Genomic DNA, 19,532 nt, shown 5'->3' on the forward strand with positions numbered 1-19,532 from the left:
GTTGTTGCGCCTATTTTGAATGTCTTTGCAGCCTCTTCTATATGTATGTCCTTCCTTCCGATATTCTACTACTCTCTTTCTATATTTTATATCATATCCCATTCTTTTACTTTACAAGATGATTAGACCTTTGGGAAGTGGGATGGGTATAACTGATACAAAGTCCATTTCTGATTTGGCTGCTTGAACAGGCGATATTAGTTCTGACACCGGCAGTACCTTTCTGCCGACCGCTAAACCTTCGTAGATGCGTTCCGTATGAATCAGCCCTATACCAGTTCTCTCTCCTCAGACGCAATTCAGAATCATCTTGATAGTTATAGTACGGCTATAACACAGGGCTTTCTCACGCTCAGCCCGAGGTTCACAGTAAGATATTTTGCTGCTTTCTTCTTTGTCTCGGGCCTTAGTTGTAGTAGCCTATCCTCCCTTATACCATGTTTACGGCATAGCCCCCAATCTTCGCCCCAACTTCATCTTCCCTTAAGAATTTGGATAATTTGTTCCTCGGTGTACCTTTTGGCTTTCATTTGAGCCCTCCACTTTTTATTTTAGCGGAAAACTCTAAATTATGTTGGCTTTATTTTAGGGGGGGGAAGGTCAATCTTTATAGAAGCATACGCAGTTGCTTTGTTTCCTGCATTTCATACTGTACCACGTACCACGGGAAGAAGACTTGAGAGGCGCTATATCTGCGCACTTACGTACGCAGTATTAATTAATGGGGTGGGGTAAAGAAAAAATTTAAGACCGAAGAATGTGCTGCCGCAGCCGCCCTTCCCGTCCGCAAAAATTGAGGCAACAACAGCCGCCAGAGATCAATCAGGAAGCTCCTTTGCCCCCCACTACTATTTCCTGTATCCTAAGCGTTGGCTGGGCATCAGCCACGGGCACACCCTGGCCGTCTTTACCGCACGTGCCGATGCCGAAACCGAGATCATTGCCAACCATGTCGATTCCCTGGAGTACCTTCAATCCATTACCCATCATGGTTGCGTTCTTAATCATGGGGCCTACCCGGCCTTTTTCTATGACATAACCTTCTGATATCTCGAAGACAAAGTCTCCTCTTACGGTGTCCACCTGTCCTCCTCCCATTTTCACGACCAGCACGCCGTCATCGACTGAGGAGATAATGCGTTCCGGGTCGTCCTTACCAGGAAGGATCATTGTATTGCTCATTCTCGGGATCGGCCTGTACCGGAATGATTCCCTGCGACCGTTGCCGGTAGAGGACTTGCCGTATTTCAGCGCATGGAATCTGTCGAACAGGTAGTTCTTCAACACGCCGTTTTCTACTAGCACCGTCCGTTCCGATGGTGTACCTTCATCATCATAACAGTAAGTCCCCCTCATGTGAGGCAAAGTGGCATCATCAATCACATTTATTAGTGACGAGGCGATCTTCTGTCCCATCATCTCCTTGTAGCAGGAAAGCCCTTCCATGGCTAGGTCCGATTCAAGTCCATGACCGATGGCTTCATGGATCATCGTTCCTCCCGCCTCCGACGCCAGCACGACTGTTTTCGTACCCATTGGCGCCTCGATAGCCTCCAAAAGGCCAGTGAGCCGTCCGGCAGTCTTGCGGGCAAGTTTGTCGATCAACTCTTCGGTGAAATACTCAAAGCCGTAAAACCCCCCCACAGCCTCGTACGCCGTCTGCATTTCTCCTTTCTCCTCACCCACAAGGAGAATATTGAGAATGACCTGCGTCCTGTTATCCTTTATTAGAACGCCTTCGCTGTTATGTATGGTCACATCCTGACACGTATCCCTGTATACTATCCTCACCTGGGTGACCCTCTGCTCAAGGCTTCTGGCAAGAGACTCCAGCCTCTTCACCATGGCGAGCTTCCTGTCCATACCCACCCTGCCCGGTAGATCAGCGACAGTAAATGGGTAGCGGCACTCCATCAGATTCTTCTCTCCTGGTTCTTTCCAACCTCCATTTCCGGAGAACTTTCTGAGTTCTCCCGCGAGACCGAGCAGGTCACTCTCCCGAAAAGAATTTGTCGACCCATAGAAAGTCTTCCAGGGACTGATCACGCGGATACCTATGCCTTTGTCCGTCCCATGTTCTATCTTCTCGATTTTGCCAGATTCGACTTGAATATGATTGTAGGTCCGTTCTTCGCTATATACATCACCGTAGAGTGCGTCACCATCCATGGCTGCCTTCAATATATTCGTGCCGTCAAGCATACGCCACCTCCTTAAGTTCAATACCGTAACGTGCCATATCTTTTATTATGGATTCAATCTCATTTTCGAAGGTGAACGGATATATTATCTCGATAATGCCAGCTTTTCCATCCAGAACGGAAAAAATACCCACGTCTTCGTATGATTCGAGGATAGCCTTGAAAAACCCTACACCTTCTTTATTGATAAAAAATTGTCTACTCCTCTCCATTCTGCCTCCCGGCCAGCATCTCGATGAACGCTTCTATGCGGAGTTTTGTTCTTCCATCAAGAGGTTTTGGCAGATCACCCTCTATGGTGATTACCGGTATACCAAGAGAGTCCCTCAATATCACATCTTCCATTATTCTGAAACAAAAAGCCTGCACATAGTGAATGATCCCCTTGATGCCGCGCCTCCGGACTTCCTTTTTTATGTCCTTCACACGGGAAAAGACTTCGTATGGATACGTATAAAGGAGGTACCTCTCCGTTATATCCTTTCCAAAATAAGGGAGAGAAAATTGACGCTGAACCTCGTTGTATACCACATGGGCCCCGATACTTTCGATAAACAAGTAAAGGTCAAGGGGAATGGGAGGTACTCCTATGTAGCCCACATTGATACCCTTTATGACCGTCCTTTTCTTCGCATTTTCGATGAAATCCGCCGCCATATGCCCGTATTGTCCATAATCTCCGAGCATGTCAGAGGCGCGCACAAGCCAGAGGTGATTCTCCTCCCCGGATACAACACTCTCTTTCCAGGTCATTCGGTCGATGACAGCAAGCCTTTCTCTAACCTTTTCAATCTCCACCTCTTTTTTAGCAAGGCCTTCCCAGTCGACCAAAAAAACGTCCATAAGTTTTTCGATCTCTCTTCTCAAAATCTTCTGGTCCCTATCGTAAGGGAAGGAAAAAGGTATTGTCTTCACCCCCCTGTATTGCAATATCTCAGACAGCGCAATGGTATTGCTGCAATCCCCTTCCATCACGGTAATGACCGTCTCAATGCCCCGTTCCATTACCACACCGTATATCCCCTTCACCCAATTGCACATACTCTTGGGGAACCCGTCAGTCTCGGCTTTTTCGATAAACCTCATGGGGTTTTGATCCGAAATGAATACGTTGTTGAGGTCCACCGGCGTACAGCCACCAGCAAAAACGACCTCTACTGGAATAGTAGTGGTAAAGCCTACCGATTTATCCATCAAACAACCAAACTTTTCACTTTAGCCTTCATGTCTCTCCTTCACCCCATCCCCCAGTAGCCTTCAGCCCCAAGGAATAAATACATCTCTTTAAGTTTGGCGGGCTCTATCTCTTCCGCCCTTATGGATGCCGCAAACCCCATGCGCCGGTACAGTGTCTCAATCTGTTCCTCTCCCATATGTTTGGACAGGGCATATTTCAAATACTTCCTCTTGTTCTGAAAACAGACTCTCACAAATTCCATCAGCCGGTCGTCGGTCCCCCTTTCTTTATCCTTAAACTCCATGGAGAGGAATGCGCTGTCAATCTTCGGGGGCGGCACGAAGAGTCCCGGTTTCATCAAAAAAAGAACCTTCACGTCGGCAAATATCTGGCATGCGGCCGATATGGCGCCGTAGGCCCTTGTAAACGGCTTGCTCACGATCCTCAAGGCTATCTCCTTTTGCATCGTAAGATACGCATTATCTATTATAGCTCTTTCCTTCAATAACTTGAATAGTATCGGGGCAGTAATCTGGTAAGGGATGTTCCCGATCACCTTGAGGTTGCTTTCGATCCTAAACCGGTGGAGAGGCGTCTCCAGGATGTCCCCTAATACTATCCTGAGGTTCTGGTGCTCCTCTTGAAGAGCCTCCAAGAACGGGAGGCATGCTCTGTCAAACTCCACGGCATATACAAGACCGGCTTTCTCGCAGAGCGACCGCGTGAGGTGGCCGTAACCCGCCCCCACTTCCACAACCGTATCAGCGGCGTTGACACCCGCTGCCCGCACCATTTTGTCGGTAATGTTTTTATCCTTGATCAGGTGCTGGGAGAGGCTCTTTTTCAGTATGGTCAACAGAAAGATATCCTGGAAAACCCCTTGATATCCAGGGAGGAAAATATACCTCTTTCTGCATAAAACCACCCCGTCGCGGCCACCATAGCCCCGTTGTCCGTGCAAAACCGAGGCGCTGAAAACATCACTTCTATCCCCAATTCTTTTCCTCGTTCAAAAAATACCTCTCTCATTCTTCCGTTCGCCGCAACGCCTCCTCCAACCACCACGTTCCTGATATTATGGTCCATCGCCACTTTCAAAGTCTTTACGGAAATCACGTGAAAGACGGCCTCCTGAAAAGAGGCGAGAATATCATTGATATTTTCATCGGTTACGCCGTTATTCTTAATGTAATTTATGAAGGCTGTTTTCAAACCGCTGAAACTGAAATCATAATTCGGCTCGTTTATCATCGGCCTTGGAAACGCCACATAGTTCCCCCTGCCTGATCTCGCGTACTCCTCAATTATCCTGCCTCCGGGATATCCTATGCCAAGAAATTTGGCAATTTTATCAAAAGCTTCGCCTGCTGCGTCATCTCTCGTGCTCCCAATTACCCTGAACCTCAAGGGTTCCTCCATGAGAAGTATGGTGGTATGTCCTCCTGAAACCACGAGGGCCACGAAAGGGAACTCAACCTCACGCTCAAGGAAGATACTCATGGCATGGGCTTCGACATGGTTGACCCCGATAAATGGTTTGTTGATGGCAAGAGAGAGTCCTTTTGCAAAGGAGAGGCCGACGAGAACTGAGCCTATCAGGCCCGGTCCCGCAGTAACGCTCACGCAGTCAATGTCGCGGTGTGTCAGGCCCGCCTCTTTGAGGCCCTGTTTGAACAGACCATCTATCAGTTCCACATGTTTCCTTGACGCAATTTCAGGGACTACCCCACCGAACGTCCTGTGGAGATCAATCTGACTCGATACGATGTTGGAAAGTATGTTGTTTCCATCCTCAACGATTGCAACAGAAGTGTCATCGCAGGAAGTGTCTATGCCAAGAATAATCATTCTTCGTTTTCAGTGACCGAAATCTCTTTCCAATTAATCTTTACCTTGCTGCTTTTCCTTAAATCCATCATAAAAGACTTAAAAAAAGCCTCTCTATTTCTTCCCATCAGATTCCGTTTAAAGTGGTCCCTGTCCTTTTCCCATTCTTCCTTATCGGGCGCCTTCTCATCTTTAAGAGAAAACAGATAGTATTTCCCTCCGATTTCCACTGGTTTCTCATATGACTCGCGCCCCTTGGAAAGCGCCATCAGTGTATGGTCTTCTTTAGGGATCATCCCGATGGCAGGAATATAAGCTGCATTTCTCGCCAGAAACCCGGTATCCTTATTTGATGTGAAGGATTTCCCGGCAACGACTTTCTGGGCCTCCGCCAAGGCCATGGCTCCTGACTTCTCGCGGGAGAGCCGCTCCCTGATCTCCTTTGCTACCGTGGCTTTGTCAACAGGTTTTCCCGCCTCGAAATCCACCAGCTCAAAGATGTAGGACCTCCCGTCCATCCTGACGGGAAGAGAAATATTATCCTCTTTTTTCAGTCCTTTCAGCCATTCATTCACTTTCATGTTTTTGAGCTTCTGAAAAACCTCTTTCTCGGTCATCATCCCCATATCGGTCACAGCAAGCCCTTTCTCGTTGCCGTATCGTTCAATATCTTTTGCTTTCAGCAGTTCCATATATGCAACGTCGTCTTTCACAGGACCTTTATCTATGATGGTGATATATTTCAGCCTGTAACGGTTTTCGCTCACATGAGAATTTTTTTCCTTTTCATAAAGATCGTCCACCTCCTTATCGGTCACAACCGCCTTGTTCACATAATCTGACGGGTCGAACACCATATAGGCCAAGTCTATCTTGCCTTTCTCCTTCACGTACGTACTCCATACCTGCGCATCGGTCAATACAGCGCCGTTATCCTTGATCAGATCAGTCATCTTCCCGCTCAGTATTGCCATCTTTTCCGATTGCTTGTATTTCGCCTGGTCTAAGCCGTTCATCTTCAGTACCTCTAGGTAAACCTTTTCGTTGAATTTACCGTCTTTCTTGAATTCATCCACATTTTCCAGACGCTCGCGTAACTCCTGGTCTGTGGCCGTCATACCGATCTCTTTTGATTTCTGAATAAGGAGGTATCGGTCCACGATATCATTATTCATGACCACTTCTCTTAGTTTCAAAGTCCTTACCAGATCATCATTGAACTGTTCCTTGAATATATTCCGATACATGTTCACACGTCTGTTATAGGCCTCCATGTATTCTGTCATTGTCACCTTGTGGGATCCCACTTTCGCGACCGTTTTTTCTCTCTCACGAGTGCCCCCCACACCAAAAAAAATAAATACGACAATGATAAGTCCGAAAATGATCTTTATCATCCAGCCTGCTGCGTACTTTCTCATGAATCTTAACATTAGGCTCTCCTCACGGCTGATTTTATTGATTTTGACTTTTTAAAATAGTATATTAAAGCAGTTTTTTCAATATCTTTAATTTAGGCAAAAGGGGATTATCCATTATGCTTCAATCGTTTTTTGGACTCATATCTAAAGATTTAGCTATAGATCTCGGCACAGCAAATACCCTTGTATATACGAAAGGAAGGGGCATTGTATCCAACGAACCGTCTGTAGTGGCAGTCCACAGGGATCACCGGGGAGGAAAGAGGGTCATCGCGGTAGGAGAAGAAGCAAAAAAAATGCTCGGCAAGACCCCGGGGAATATCCTTGCAATCAGGCCTCTCAAGGATGGCGTAATCGCGGACTTTGAGATCACCGAGGCTATGCTCAAATACTTTATTCAGAAGACCCACAATAAAAAATCGTACGCACGGCCCCGCATCGTCATTTCGATCCCGTCTGGAATTACGCCTGTGGAAAAAAGAGCGGTAAAAGAGTCCGCCGAGTCCGCCGGAGCCCGCGAAGTATACCTCATTGAAGAGCCCATGGCCGCCGCCATAGGCGTTGGGCTTCCCATTACGGAGCCAAACGGCAATATGATCGTGGACATAGGCGGCGGAACAACAGAGGTGGCCGTGATCAGCCTTGCCGGTATCGTCTACTGCAACTCCGTTAGGGTGGCAGGAGACAAAATCGACGAAGCAATTATACAATACGTGAAGCGTAAGTATAACCTACTAATCGGCGAGCGGACAGCAGAGCTCATAAAAATAAGCATAGGGTCGGCATACCCGTCTCTGGACGACGAGGAACTCAGCATGGAAGTGAAGGGAAGAGATCTGGTAGGCGGAATACCAAAAACACTTGAGATATCATCAAATGAAATCCGTGAAGCCATAGCCGAGCCGGTAAATGCCATCGTTGAGGCGGTGAGAATTGCGCTCGAAAAAACTCCGCCTGAACTTGCATCAGATATCGTTGACAAAGGTATTGTAATCAGCGGTGGTGGGGCTACACTCAGAAATCTGGATATTCTCATAAAGGAAGTGACCCGCCTGCCCGTTATTATTGCGGATAACCCTCTGACTGCCGTGGTGGAGGGCACAGGAAGGGCACTTGATGAGATAAATCTCCTGAAAGAGATAGCAACCTATTTTTAAAATAGGCAGGAATTGAAAAATTCTATTATTATAGCCATTTCCATACTTGCACTTGTGGCCTCGTTTCTCGTATTTACCGATACGTCTTACCTCTCTAAAGGATATGCCACGTTAAAAGGCGGAGCCGGAGCGTTCGCGGGCCCCACTCTTTCGTTTATCTCAAGACCTGCTAAACTAGCAGCATATGTGTATTACGGCTACATTGGGCTTGTGGGGGTCAAGAAAGAGAACATCCAGATGAAAAAGAGGCTGGAAGACCTTGAGCTGGACAACCAGCGCATCCCCGAGTTGGAGAGTGAAAACAAAAGACTGAAGACGATCCTGAACATTACGGAGCAGCGCAGGAATACGATGATAGCGGCCAGGGTAATAGGAGAGGACGTCAAAAACTGGTTCAAATGTATCATTATTGATAAGGGCAATGATCACGGTATCAAGTGGAAAATGCCCGTGGTAACATCCAAAGGACTCGTGGGACAGACCGTGGAAGTTGACAAATGGCACTCGAAAGTGATGGTGCTGAACGACACCAATTCCTCCGTAGATGTGTTCGTGGAAGGAAAGAACACGAGGGGCATACTTGAAGGCACAGGCCAAAACACGTTGAAACTGAAATATATTCTCAAAAACGATGAGGTCGAGATAGGCGACAAACTCGTTACGTCAGGGAAAGATGGGATATATTCAAAAGGTATACCCACGGGAATAGTGATTACGGTAAACAGGACAAAGCCTGGCATTTTCACGGATGTAGATGTCATGCCTTACAACAATTTCAGGAGACTGGACGAAGTGCTCGTAGTGAAAAAACAATGAAGCTCGCTATTTGTATTTTTCTCGGGATAATCCTGATGGTCCTTGAATCATCATTTCTTTCCTTTCTTCCGCTGGATTTTTTCAAACCTGATTTCGGGGTTCCTTTGATCATCTATACAACACTCTTCATCGGGACTCCGGCCGGACTCTTGTCTGCGTTTATTCTCGGCCTCATTCAAGAGGTGCTGTCAAACACTCCAGCCGGATCGGCGTTGTTTACCAAACTGTCCGTCTTACTTATCTGCGGTTTCCTGAGAAACAAGCTTTATATTGACTCGAAATACAGCTTTTCCTATGTATGCAGCGGCTTTGTCCTGTTTGAGTCTTTCCTGTTCCTGACTCTGTCCATGTTTTCGAAGGGCGAGACAAGCAATATCGTCAATGTCATGCTCTACACAGTCCCGAACATGATTTTTACCGGCTTTATCGCGATTTTCATATTCGCTTTCTTGGGATATTTGGACACAAAATATTTGAACAGGGAATAGATGAAACAGCAAGCTGCTCCAATAATGAAGTACAAGTGGTGCAAACTGGTGCTCATCATTACAATGGTGGTTCTCTCGCTCAGGCTCTGGGATCTCCAGATCATGAGGGGCACGGAGATGAGGAGACTTTCAGAGCAAAACCGCATAAGAGTCAAAAAGGTAATCGCCCCGCGGGGCGTAATTTTAGATACCCAAGGCAGAGTACTCGCGGATACGCGACCCTCATTTAATCTCTATATCACGCCTGAAGACATCACAGACTTCAGCCAGACAGTGGATGGTCTAGCCAAACTTCTTGATATCGACAGAGAGGATATCCTCGACAAATTGAAAACAGCGAGCGGTTTTCCCCCTTCTTTTCCCGTCAAGATCAAGTCGGATGTGACCAAGGATGAACTCGCCAAGGTAGAGGTTAATCGGGTCTATCTGCCCGGCGTGAGCATACAGATTGAGCCGAAACGCAATTATCCTTACGGCAAGATGATGGCCCATATGCTCGGCTACGTCTCAGAAATCAACGGAGATGAGCTTAAGACCAAAGAATACAAGGACTATTCTCCAGGAGATTATATCGGGAAATACGGTCTGGAGAGGAAGTATGAGGCGTTTCTGAGGGGCGTGGACGGCGAAAAACGAGTCGAAGTTGATGCGATGGGCCGCGAAGTGAGGACCCTTGATATCGTGGAACCTACAGCAGGCAACAACCTGCATCTCAATGTCAATCTGGATACGCAACAGATTGTGGAGAACGAATTCGAAGGCAAGAAAGGAGGGGCCGTTATTTTGGACCCCAAAACAGGCAGTGTGATTGCCCTCGTAAGCAGACCAGCATTTGACCCAAACAAATTTGCCTCAGGCATAACAAAGAAAGATTGGAGTGCTATATCTATGGATCCGTCCCACCCCCTCCAGAACAGGGCGACTCAAGGGAGGTATCCTCCTGGCTCCACGTTTAAGATGGTAGCAGCCCTCAAGGCTCTGGAGCTTGGCATTGTTAACAAACATACGAGTTATAATTGCAGGGGAGGTTTCCCCTTTGGAAAGAGAGTCTTCAAATGTTGGAAGAAAGGCGGTCATGGAAGCGTCGGGGTGCATCGAGGTATCGTCGAATCGTGCGATGTCTATTTTTATAACGTAGGCCTGAAGCTCGGTGTAGACAGGATACATGAAATGGCCGATGCCATAGGGCTCGGGAAGCAGACCGGCATTGATCTTCCGGGAGAGAAGAAGGGTGTTGTTCCTTCCACGGAATGGAAAATGAAGACTTTCAAGGAACCGTGGTACGAAGGAGAAACGGTATCCGTTTCAATCGGCCAGGGGGCAGTATGGCTTACACCCATTCATTTAGTCCAATTATCGGCATTCGTAGCCAACGAGGGGGTTACCTTCAAACCCCAGATAGTCCGTAAAATAATATCTCCAGAAGGGAAGACGGTTAAAATGTTTGAACCGGTTATGGAGACCAATGTTAGGCTAAAGAAGGATGTATTCCGAATTGTGAAAGAGGGCATGAAGGGTGTGGTCAACGAGCCAGGCGGCACTGCCTACAGCAATCGTGTTCAAAATATTAATATGAGCGGGAAGACAGGCACGGCCCAGGCGAGCTCTACCGGAAAAGGTGACCATGCCTGGTTCATAGCCTATGCGCCTGCGGAAGACCCTACAGTCTCCATGTCAATCCTTGTGGAAATGGGAGGACACGGCGGAAGCCAATCGGCTCCGGTGGCCAAGGCTGTCGCGGAGAATATCTTCAAGGTAAATGAGGCAAGCAGCCCAAGGGAGGCAAACTTGAATGAGAATAGATAAAAGAAGACTGTACCATCTTGACTGGTTTCTGATATGTAACGGTCTGGCGCTCTTTGGCATAGGCATTCTTAACCTGGTAAGCGCCACAAGTTCCTTCTACAGCGGCTCTTACAATTTCATCATCAAACAACTTGCAGCTTTCTTGGTCGGACTGGTCATAATTGCAATCATTCTCCGATTCGATTACCGAGTCATTACATATCAATCAAAGTGGCTCTACTGGTCCGCCCTCTTCCTCATCGTCCTTGTTCTGGTTGTGGGCATGATCGCCGGCGGAGCAAGAAGATGGATCAACATCTTCGGTATAAGCTTGCAACCGTCTGAATTTATGAAACCCGTGCTGGTAGTTTTCCTTGCCAATATACTCTATCAGAAAAAAAAGGAGAACATGGTCTTAGGACTCAAAGGTATTGCCGGTCCCATACTTTGGACCCTGATCCCGTTTTTTCTGATTGTGAAACAACCCGACCTGGGAACGGGCATCATAATCCTTTTTACATCCTTGATAATGCTCTGGTTCGTGGGATTGAAGAAATCTACATATGCGATTCTCGGTTGCGTTGGAGTGGCAGCCTCGTTCATCGTATGGAAAATCCTTCTGAAGCCATATCAGAAGATGAGGATTTTCAGTTTCATAAATATCGACGCCGACCCGTCGGGATTCGGGTATCATGCGAAACAGGCCATGATTGCTGTGGGTTCGGGTAAATTTCTCGGTAAGGGTTACATGGCGGGAACGCAGCACAAACTCCAGTTTATCCCTGAGCACCATACAGACTTCATTTTTACCGTCTTCGGCGAAGAGTGGGGGTTTGTAGGTTCCATCATCTTCTTTATTCTCTTCATCAGCTTTATTTACAGAGGCATCAAAGTGGCCATGAACGCCCATGATGAGTTGGGCTCCATCATTGCCTTCGGGATGACGACCATTATATACCTCCAGTTCACCATCAATGTGCTTATGGCCATGCACCTCGCGCCAGTGGTGGGGATACCCCTGCCCTTCGTCAGCTATGGGGGTTCCTCGTTGCTCTCCGTACTGGCGTCAGTTGGCTTTCTATTGAATATCAGCATGCGTCGGTATATGTTTTGAATTCTTGATCATTGCTTTTCTGTTAAGAGGATGTTTGTCGTCATAAGATGATTACAGAATGTACCCGGGCGAAAAGGTCGGCCAACTGAGGGTGGATACAGGTTACGAACTTAGGCTATGGAAAATGCGTATACGAGACATGACTGCCTCTGGCGGAAAGTTCGTAACCTGTTGTCGCGTCGTCCTTACTGGATTATGGTAAAAGAATTCAGCATGGCCTTAGCTATAACTAGGTTGGCATCATATGATTTTGCTTTCGAGACAAAAGACCAGACATGGAAGACATCGCCCGCGACTCTAGGCAGCACGACTACCCACTGCTTATATTTTTCTCCCTGGAGGATATACTCTACTACCACCTGCTTCCCCGTCAGTTTCGTCTGCCCCTCACTGTATATGTATAGTTCTGGATCGTAGACAACCGCATCTTTTGTTGTTTTGAGCTGATTCAGGAGTCCGTCGATCACTGAATCGACATCCTTAAATCTCCCACCAGCCACCAATGTGGAATTGAGATTCCGGATGCTGATCGTCGCTTCCCCTGAGGCCACTTTTTTCGCGCTGAAGACAACTATGTATGGGGCTTGAAATGTGTATACCCAATCGTTGGGGTACGATACATTATACTCCAAATTCTGCCCTTTGAACGTATTGGCCAGGACTTTTTCCTGTTCTCCTGCGGCCTGATTCACCCAGCCCACGAAAGCCATTGCAAAAGCAAAACAGAAAACCGACATGATTATTCTCTTCATTTAAGACCTCCTCGTGTTTATCGTTTTTTTACTGGAGGATTGATTCAGCTTTCACGCTGTATTCCACAGCCTTACGGATTCACTGGCACCCATGTCTTGTGAGCCGGCACCCATCTGTCGCCTACCCACTGTCCCGGCACTTTTACCCATTGTCCAGGCGGCACTTCCTGATAATTGTCAGGGACTGCCATGGGCATCTGCTGGCTTTGGTACTGATAGGGCATCTGCTGCTGCCTCTGATAGTCCATCTCATGCCCCACAATCGCTCCGCCTAGCGCTCCTGCCGCCAGACCTATCAAGGTTCCAGCAGTATTCCCACCGATTATCTGCCCTCCTATGGCGCCAAGCCCCGCGCCTACCGCAGCGCCTCTCGTGGTTCCACTCATCCCTCCTGCGGACTCACATGAATAGCCCGCAAATCCAAATACAATAACAACTAAAATAAGTACAGCCTTTTTCATGCATTCCTCCTTTGGACGCGTTATGTTAAAAGTATATTCTTGTTTTGCCTTTCTTTCAATATGTTGGTAAGTCAGAGATCGACTGGAAACGCAGTGTCTGACAGTAAGTCAGAAATGTCACGCATTTTTCCTCCAAATATGATATTATTTATATTGATGCGCCCATGGCTCAATTGGATAGAGTGTTGGACTACGAATCCAAAGGTTGCAGGTTCGATTCCTGCTGGGCGCATTTAAAATCATTCGAGTTTTTCTTAAGCCTCAAAGCGCCTCGCGCAACTACTTGTGACTTGCGTTCAATAGCCTTGGTACAAATATTACAATTGGCGATAAACCCTAAGACAAGACATCTGCCCTGCAAAGCACATCCAAGTGGCAAACCACATTCCCTCCATGGCAGACCACTAACCACATTCCAAATACAGGGTGCTCTTCCGGGTTCGGTTGGTGAACAGGTGATTGTGAAGGTGCAACGAGCGGCTAACCCAGATTAATCTCCATGGTCAAATGGGTTCAAGTAAGAGCATGCGGGCTATATTCTAAGGACCATAGAGGCATGGGGTTTAAGCAATATGTCCGGAAGAAAATAACGGTACAATCGTGAGTAATCCTGCCGAAGGCAATTTCGGGCCCTATGGGGTCATATTTCGCCCTACCTATCACGCATCATTCTGACTGCCGTACTTGACCGGGCCCTACCTTTGTGGGCTGGAGACCTTTCTGCCCGAGAATGGACCCACGCACAGTGAGAATGTATAAATTCCGCACCGTCACGGTCGTATTTCCTAAGACAAAGAGAGTGAGCAGTAACCCTTTGTATGAAAAAAATGAATAGACACAGGTTGCAAATATCAAAATTGACATGGACAAAAATTTTGATTATAATCAATTTATTATAGAGGTGAGTGCGTTATGAAGTATACATTATGTATTACACATCAGTGCAATCTCAATTGCAAGTATTGTTATATACAAAAAAATGAAATGGCTATGACTCTTGAGACCGCAGAGAAGATCTTATCTTTTGCTTTCGAGAACACTCCTCATAACGAGCACATTGAACTTGCTTTCTTCGGCGGTGAACCGCTTCTCAGGTTTTCATTCCTGGAAGAGTTGTTCGCGCTTATATTGAGTTACTCACAAAACTACAAACGAATGCCGATTTGTTCCATCACTACAAATGGCACAATCTTCTCCAGTAAAATTGCGTCGTTTATCCAAGAGAGGAATATTTCATTTTGCATTAGTTGTGACGGGCCTTCGGAAATTCACGACAGGGCCCGACCATATGCTAATGGAAAAGGGAGTTTCTCCGCTGTTGAAAAAACTATAAGGCGCGCAATACGATCTCTCGGGAACGTCTCTGTTAATTCGGTATACAATAATGAATCTCTTGCAGCCCTGCCCGATACAATTCGATTTCTTTCGGATTTAGGAGTAAGGTATATTTATTTAAATCCTGAAGTTTACTGTAAGTGGACCAAGAGAGATATTGATAACATTTCGAGAGTATATGACGAAATAGGTCAGCAATATTTACGATATTTTGAATTGGGAAGACCTCATTTCATCAGTCTTATTGACGCCAAAATTGCTTTAATTCTAAGAGGAGGATATGACAGACTGGAGAGATGCCGGATGGGGCATGGCGAATACGCCTTCGCCGCAAATGGGAATGTGTTCGGATGCGAAAGACTTATTGGAAACGGAAGCGAACAATTGCATTGTATAGGCAACATAGCCAATTTTCCAATCTCTCATGATCATCAAAGCCCTCCTCACCGCGACGAAGAAATAAGCGAAAATGACTGCGTTGCCTGTTCTTTATCTGATTATTGCGCTCATTGGTGCAGTTGTTCAAACTACCATTCCACTTCCCATTATAAGAAACCGAGCGCATTTACATGTGCGTCTGAGCGTTCCGCATTGAAAGTTGCGTTTAATATCCTTAACGAGCATACTGAAATAGTTTCGCGCTTTTATGATCATGTCGCGGGCATGCCCCGGACAACGGCAACGGTGACATAGGAAAAATGCACATAGCTGATTCACGAGCGCCGCCCAATAAAGACAAACATGCTGAAGATTGGACCGTCTGTTAAGGCTTAGGAATTTTATTAAAAAAGGAGATAGATATGTCAACTGATGTCATGATAATACAGCAACTCACTGGAAAAGAACTTTTAGTGCAGCAAATTGAGGTGGAAAAAAACAAGGGTGTTATTATACCCATCCCCCCGATAGGACGAGGACACATAGGAGGAGTTCCAGTGTCTGATTTCCTCACGATTGCACCAAGAATTGAACGGTTTCTTCTTTCAAAGAAAAATCTTAGACCAATTTCCGTAGAAGCAATAGCAACGTTGCGCAATATACAGCCCGATTTTATTAGTCCTGTGGGCGGCATGAAGACCCCGCATTTCCACTGGAAGGACGACATCTATCTGCTGGAAGACAAAGATTGGCAAGAATTTGTTGGTATCGCTCTAAAAGAATTTCGTTCAAAGTTGGAAAATGTAAGTTCAGTGAACTTTGAAAAATTTATAGAATTATCTAATGCAATTGATACAATTTAAAAATAGGTTGATTTTCATTCAGATATAGTAATTTGGGTCAGCGGTTTCTAAGATTCTTTGAGGCAATGATTCCTGATTCGGTGACCGCGAGGCGCCCATCTTTAGGGTCGATACTCACTTAGACATCTCCATATTTGGCGTCAGCCCATATGATCTCACCCTTGGAGGGGAACGAAGGTTCCCCTCCTCTACTATTAACGGGCTAGATCATAAGGAACTGCTTTCCGCCATTCACATAAGTCTAAGGATGGTGGGGCACTACTCCGCCATCCTTAGGAATCCCCGGTGAGTTCCCCCCAGATCAACAACAATTCGGTGCTTGTGGAGACGAATAAGACGAGTAGTCTTATTTCGGGATTGTCTTTCGGAACCCATTTTTTTAGGACCTCATGGAAGGAGCTATCTTTTACGCTACCATATTCCAGCACAAAAAACATGCGCTCGCAACCAGGCATTGATGATCCCCACAGAAGATGACAGGCTCCTCCCTCCCTTGCTTCGGGCAACGCTCGCGACTAAAAAAAATGTTCATAACGGACTCACAAGCGCCGCCCAACGAAGACCAGTGTTCCTAGGATTGAATTATCCGCTGATACTAATGAATCTTCTTAAAAAGAATGCTGGCTGGTATGTCAAAAGACACTTTCTTCCGCCAGGGTAATAATTTCTAAAAGTTTATGGAAAGCATATATTTAATTTTTTCTCCACTTAATGAGCATAATTGGTAGAAAAAACGAGTGTCTCAGGTGTTGATATGAGACACTCGTTTTTATTTTACCTAACGCTCTTGTTCTATTTATTGTTTGTAATTAACCTCTATTTTACCCTTACTAATTCAATTTTTTGGTTCTTATCATTACCTCCTGGATTATTTACGGTAATTGTTCCTCCGTAAACTTTCAACGTTCCAGCGGTATACAGTCCGACTTTTACATCATATACCTTTACATATTCACCATTTTGCTCTACCGTTCTTTCTAAAACTGTGAATATGTTGCTACCAGTTGCTTGTGCAATAGCTGCTTCAAAGTTTTCCGGTGTTACATAGTTTTTGTTATTTTTAAATTGTATACCGTCTAAGGAAAATGAATTTATACCCGCTCCATTTGCTCCGTCTTTATTGCTTGTATTTCCATTGTTCCAATTCAAATCTGTCATCTCAAGTTTTTCAGCAGGGACTCTACTATCAAAACCTTCTTTCACCTTGTTATAAAAGGCAATTTTGTCAAACAGCGGGAATATCTGACGCTGCTGATTAATAGACGTGTACCGCCCGTCGTTGCCTACAATACAAACCATACCGCTGACAAAAGAGCTTTCACCATTTGGATACATTGCGATGTATTTTGCAGGGTTATTAAGGATGTCATCAACCAGTTCCCTGTAAGGGTCATACCATTCACCGTAACCCTCAATTTTTGCGATCTTACTGTCCGGATAATATTTCCCAGCATATCCTTCATCGTCAAGAAGGTTCCACAATATAATTTGTGCAAGCGCCTTGCCGGGATTTTCATCCAATCCATAGGTAGCATAAATATAATCAAACGCTACGATTAAATGTTCCCGTTGCGCATCAGTAAGTCCGTGGAAGGTACTGTCAAACTTATAGTTGCCATATACATTAAGTGCGCCCAGGTCAGCACAGAAAGAAGGTGCTTTTGTTTTATCAGGAAGCGTTACCTCAAATTTTTCTGTTGAAAGCTGTTGTACGGGTGAGACACCTGGTTTCTGCCCGGATATTTTATGACCATCTTCATAAATTAACTGAATGTTCTCCGCAAATCCAGTGGTATATTGCACTGTAAATGTTCCGTTGATATTTCTATCTTCGATGGAGCTTGTGATGCCGATTTTCTCGATATGAATGTATAATGGTTCAGGGCGCTCGAAAATGTCCTCAACCCTGCCTACAAGGCTCTCAACTACGGCATACCATCCTGCCGGAACCGTTCCCGGTGTAAATGTGATTAAACCATCATCAGGGTTAACCCGGCCAACAGCAATCGGTACACCTGTGATTTGAGAACCGTCTCCAGCTACTGCATAAAGTTCAAAAACCATGGAGTTGATAATTTCTTGTGGATCAATATCAACATTGGTAGACCATTTTGCAAAAAGTTGTCCGTCAAATCTTTTTTCAAGAGTAATCTTCCCTGGGGGGTCAACCGGTTTGCTGTGATGCAACTGTATGTTTTTTCCATCAGGTGCGCCGCTATTGTTGCTGAAAGAAATCCATTCCGAAGAGCCGCAATGCTCATGCTTGCCGGGGCATGTGGGGACGCCTAATGACTTACCGTTTTTGTCTTTTACATCAATGAGACGCCATGTTGTTGTGCCGGGAATTTCTTCAAGTACGAGGAATATCTTTCCATCATGTTTCTTGTTGTATGGGCCGACTTCAGGCCATACCCTGCCATTACCACCGAAAGTGTTACAATGGAACGTAGTTCCGCTCCATGACTGCTCCACTTCAACTACACGCTTGTTTGTGTCCGTTGCTGCATTTGCATTTGCCATAAACACAAATGTTCCTATCAATAATGTTACTACGGCAAACAAGGATATTATCTTGTTTTTTGAAAACATTGAATATTTCATTTCTGATTCCTCCATTCAAAAGTACTTTTAAATCTATTGATTTCTGCCTCTTTTGTTCTGGAGTTGGGGTTCTCCGTTTTCAGCCTCATTGTTTACGTACAATGTGGTTAAACGTCTCCCATTTTGGAGCGAGGGTCTTTTTTGAAGCTTCGTTTTTCAGGGAACGAAGTTAACCCTTTTTTCAATCACCTCCTTGTTTACTTTTTTATGTGTACTTTTATAATTTCTTTTATGAAAAACACGATGCCATTTATATAGTTGCAATTATGAAAACGAAAGTGAATCATTATCTATATATTGCTCCGTATTTTGCCCATATTATATAAATTATCAGTCACAAATATATCATAATGATATCATACTAATTAACGGATAATATATATATAACAAAACATAGTATCAAGTCAATATTTAAAAGATTTATTTTTATATTAACCAATAACAAAAATGCGACCGCTATATAGAACGACCGCAATTTTGTTATTTTGGAGTTTTAAACCATGTTTGCATTATATCTTCTCGTATTCATACCAATATCATACCTGAAAAAAAGACTAACTTTTTTAGTGAACAGCTTCGATCTATTTTGCAAACTGCCATATTTTTCTGCCGGTTATATGAATACCTTTCCAAAATATTTTCCCTTGCTTTTTCGTTTTCATCATTGAAAATAAACACACAATGCTATGTGACTAAAAACCTCACCTTTTTGCAAACGGTATGATTTTTCAATCATGCTATTTTTTCGACTACTTCATACGAGCACTTGTGTTCTTCCGATTTTGTATAATCTATAAAATATTTTAGGGTGTTACGTAAAGAATGCCGGGATCAAATCCGGCGAACCGTTAATGCTGCAACGAACAAACAAGGAGATGGTCATATCGCCATGTAAACACTGCAACGATACACGTTTTACGCCTGAGGTGCCCGAACCAATGTCGCTAAAGAAAGTTATTTCGTTCGATGGCAGGGGGTCTCACGCTTCAACTGAACCAACGGCTCAGGCGGTATCAACCAGAAAAGAAGGCGGAAGCGCTTAGGACCAAGCTGTCGGTCAAGCATGATCCTTAAAGGTACCACTGCCACGCCTTCCACATTGCCAGTCGATGAGTTGACCTGTGACAATATGCTTTCCAAACCCACAGCTTGTTTT

General features: G+C 45.2%; 17 protein-coding genes and 1 tRNA gene. 8 read left to right on the forward strand and 10 right to left on the reverse strand.

Annotated features, from left to right (window positions below; translation table 11 throughout):
- Nucleotides 1–822 precede the first annotated feature (822 nt).
- The 6 genes from LBQ00_03495 to LBQ00_03520 are packed head-to-tail and all read right to left on the reverse strand — an operon-like array spanning nt 823 to nt 6,638.
- Nucleotides 823–2,202: a TldD/PmbA family protein gene (locus LBQ00_03495; GenBank protein MDR2017930.1), complete on the reverse strand. Its 1,380-nt coding sequence runs from the start codon at nt 2,200–2,202 to the stop codon at nt 823–825.
- Nucleotides 2,195–2,413: a DUF4911 domain-containing protein gene (locus LBQ00_03500; GenBank protein ID MDR2017931.1), complete on the reverse strand. Its 219-nt coding sequence runs from the start codon at nt 2,411–2,413 to the stop codon at nt 2,195–2,197. Before LBQ00_03500 ends, LBQ00_03495 begins: the two co-directional genes overlap by 8 nt.
- Nucleotides 2,400–3,395, reverse strand: a complete 996-nt coding sequence (locus LBQ00_03505; protein MDR2017932.1) for a 2-hydroxyacyl-CoA dehydratase — start codon at nt 3,393–3,395, stop codon at nt 2,400–2,402. Before LBQ00_03505 ends, LBQ00_03500 begins: the two co-directional genes overlap by 14 nt.
- 41 nt (nt 3,396–3,436) lie before the next feature.
- Nucleotides 3,437–4,234 (reverse strand): 16S rRNA (adenine(1518)-N(6)/adenine(1519)-N(6))-dimethyltransferase RsmA, encoded by a 798-nt coding sequence (gene rsmA, locus LBQ00_03510; GenBank protein MDR2017933.1) that lies wholly within the window; start codon nt 4,232–4,234, stop codon nt 3,437–3,439.
- Nucleotides 4,231–5,226 (reverse strand): tRNA (adenosine(37)-N6)-threonylcarbamoyltransferase complex transferase subunit TsaD, encoded by a 996-nt coding sequence (gene tsaD / locus LBQ00_03515; GenBank protein ID MDR2017934.1) that lies wholly within the window; start codon nt 5,224–5,226, stop codon nt 4,231–4,233. Before tsaD ends, rsmA begins: the two co-directional genes overlap by 4 nt.
- Nucleotides 5,223–6,638: a SurA N-terminal domain-containing protein gene (locus tag LBQ00_03520; GenBank protein ID MDR2017935.1), complete on the reverse strand. Its 1,416-nt coding sequence runs from the start codon at nt 6,636–6,638 to the stop codon at nt 5,223–5,225. The genes tsaD and LBQ00_03520 overlap by 4 nt, the downstream gene beginning before the upstream one ends.
- A 104-nt stretch (nt 6,639–6,742) precedes the next feature.
- Between LBQ00_03520 and LBQ00_03525 the strand changes: the two genes are divergently transcribed.
- Genes LBQ00_03525 through rodA form a run of 5 tightly spaced genes read left to right on the forward strand, consistent with a single transcriptional unit; the run spans nt 6,743 to nt 11,986 of the window.
- Nucleotides 6,743–7,783, forward strand: coding sequence for a rod shape-determining protein (locus LBQ00_03525; GenBank protein ID MDR2017936.1), 1,041 nt, complete (start codon nt 6,743–6,745; stop codon nt 7,781–7,783).
- A 12-nt stretch (nt 7,784–7,795) separates the two neighbouring features.
- Complete coding sequence (mreC, locus tag LBQ00_03530) at nt 7,796–8,599, forward strand: rod shape-determining protein MreC (GenBank protein MDR2017937.1); 804 nt, start codon at nt 7,796–7,798, stop codon at nt 8,597–8,599.
- Nucleotides 8,596–9,087: a rod shape-determining protein MreD gene (mreD, locus tag LBQ00_03535; GenBank protein MDR2017938.1), complete on the forward strand. Its 492-nt coding sequence runs from the start codon at nt 8,596–8,598 to the stop codon at nt 9,085–9,087. Before mreC ends, mreD begins: the two co-directional genes overlap by 4 nt.
- A complete protein-coding gene (gene mrdA / locus LBQ00_03540; GenBank protein MDR2017939.1) occupies nt 9,088–10,893 on the forward strand; it encodes a penicillin-binding protein 2 in 1,806 nt (601 codons plus the stop codon).
- On the forward strand, nt 10,880–11,986 hold the full coding sequence (gene rodA / locus LBQ00_03545; protein MDR2017940.1) for a rod shape-determining protein RodA: 1,107 nt from the start codon (nt 10,880–10,882) through the stop codon (nt 11,984–11,986). Before mrdA ends, rodA begins: the two co-directional genes overlap by 14 nt.
- 185 nt (nt 11,987–12,171) lie before the next feature.
- Here rodA and LBQ00_03550 read toward each other — a convergent pair whose 3' ends face one another.
- Together LBQ00_03550 and LBQ00_03555 are read right to left on the reverse strand one after the other, a co-directional pair.
- A complete protein-coding gene (locus LBQ00_03550; protein ID MDR2017941.1) occupies nt 12,172–12,738 on the reverse strand; it encodes a hypothetical protein in 567 nt (188 codons plus the stop codon).
- Nucleotides 12,739–12,809: 71 nt separating this feature from the next.
- Nucleotides 12,810–13,199, reverse strand: coding sequence for a hypothetical protein (locus tag LBQ00_03555; GenBank protein MDR2017942.1), 390 nt, complete (start codon nt 13,197–13,199; stop codon nt 12,810–12,812).
- A 158-nt stretch (nt 13,200–13,357) separates the two neighbouring features.
- Between LBQ00_03555 and LBQ00_03560 the strand changes: the two genes are divergently transcribed.
- From LBQ00_03560 to LBQ00_03570, 3 genes are all read left to right on the forward strand, one after another.
- Nucleotides 13,358–13,431 (forward strand) — tRNA-Arg (locus LBQ00_03560).
- Nucleotides 13,432–14,111: 680 nt separating this feature from the next.
- Nucleotides 14,112–15,227 carry a radical SAM protein gene (locus tag LBQ00_03565; GenBank protein MDR2017943.1) on the forward strand — a complete coding sequence of 372 codons (1,116 nt, stop codon included), beginning with the start codon at nt 14,112–14,114 and terminating at the stop codon, nt 15,225–15,227.
- Nucleotides 15,228–15,334: 107 nt separating this feature from the next.
- Nucleotides 15,335–15,775, forward strand: a complete 441-nt coding sequence (locus LBQ00_03570) for a hypothetical protein (protein ID MDR2017944.1) — start codon at nt 15,335–15,337, stop codon at nt 15,773–15,775.
- A gap of 816 nt (nt 15,776–16,591) precedes the next feature.
- Here LBQ00_03570 and LBQ00_03575 read toward each other — a convergent pair.
- The gene (locus LBQ00_03575) at nt 16,592–18,376 is read right to left on the reverse strand and encodes a hypothetical protein (protein ID MDR2017945.1); all 1,785 of its coding nucleotides are present in this window, start codon (nt 18,374–18,376) and stop codon (nt 16,592–16,594) included.
- A 954-nt stretch (nt 18,377–19,330) separates the two neighbouring features.
- The coding region (locus LBQ00_03580; GenBank protein MDR2017946.1) for a hypothetical protein at nt 19,331–19,532 on the reverse strand (202 nt) is incomplete at its 5' end.

Source organism: Syntrophobacterales bacterium, from assembly GCA_031274925.1.
Lineage (GTDB): Bacteria > Desulfobacterota > Syntrophorhabdia > Syntrophorhabdales > Syntrophorhabdaceae > PNOM01.

Bases quoted from the DNA above. Each gene is read 5' to 3' on its own strand.
- LBQ00_03495 (MDR2017930.1), bottom strand. From the start codon at position 2,202: ATGCTTGACGGCACGAATATATTGAAGGCAGCCATGGATGGTGACGCA.
- LBQ00_03520 (MDR2017935.1), bottom strand. From the start codon at position 6,638: ATGTTAAGATTCATGAGAAAGTACGCAGCAGGCTGGATGATAAAGATC.
- LBQ00_03555 (MDR2017942.1), bottom strand. From the start codon at position 13,199: ATGAAAAAGGCTGTACTTATTTTAGTTGTTATTGTATTTGGATTTGCG.
- LBQ00_03500 (MDR2017931.1), bottom strand. From the start codon at position 2,413: ATGGAGAGGAGTAGACAATTTTTTATCAATAAAGAAGGTGTAGGGTTT.
- LBQ00_03550 (MDR2017941.1), bottom strand. From the start codon at position 12,738: ATGAAGAGAATAATCATGTCGGTTTTCTGTTTTGCTTTTGCAATGGCT.
- LBQ00_03575 (MDR2017945.1), bottom strand. From the start codon at position 18,376: ATGAAATATTCAATGTTTTCAAAAAACAAGATAATATCCTTGTTTGCC.
- LBQ00_03525 (MDR2017936.1), top strand. From the start codon at position 6,743: ATGCTTCAATCGTTTTTTGGACTCATATCTAAAGATTTAGCTATAGAT.
- LBQ00_03570 (MDR2017944.1), top strand. From the start codon at position 15,335: ATGTCAACTGATGTCATGATAATACAGCAACTCACTGGAAAAGAACTT.
- rodA (MDR2017940.1), top strand. From the start codon at position 10,880: ATGAGAATAGATAAAAGAAGACTGTACCATCTTGACTGGTTTCTGATA.
- mrdA (MDR2017939.1), top strand. From the start codon at position 9,088: ATGAAACAGCAAGCTGCTCCAATAATGAAGTACAAGTGGTGCAAACTG.
- LBQ00_03505 (MDR2017932.1), bottom strand. From the start codon at position 3,395: ATGGATAAATCGGTAGGCTTTACCACTACTATTCCAGTAGAGGTCGTT.
- tsaD (MDR2017934.1), bottom strand. From the start codon at position 5,226: ATGATTATTCTTGGCATAGACACTTCCTGCGATGACACTTCTGTTGCA.
- LBQ00_03565 (MDR2017943.1), top strand. From the start codon at position 14,112: ATGAAGTATACATTATGTATTACACATCAGTGCAATCTCAATTGCAAG.
- mreD (MDR2017938.1), top strand. From the start codon at position 8,596: ATGAAGCTCGCTATTTGTATTTTTCTCGGGATAATCCTGATGGTCCTT.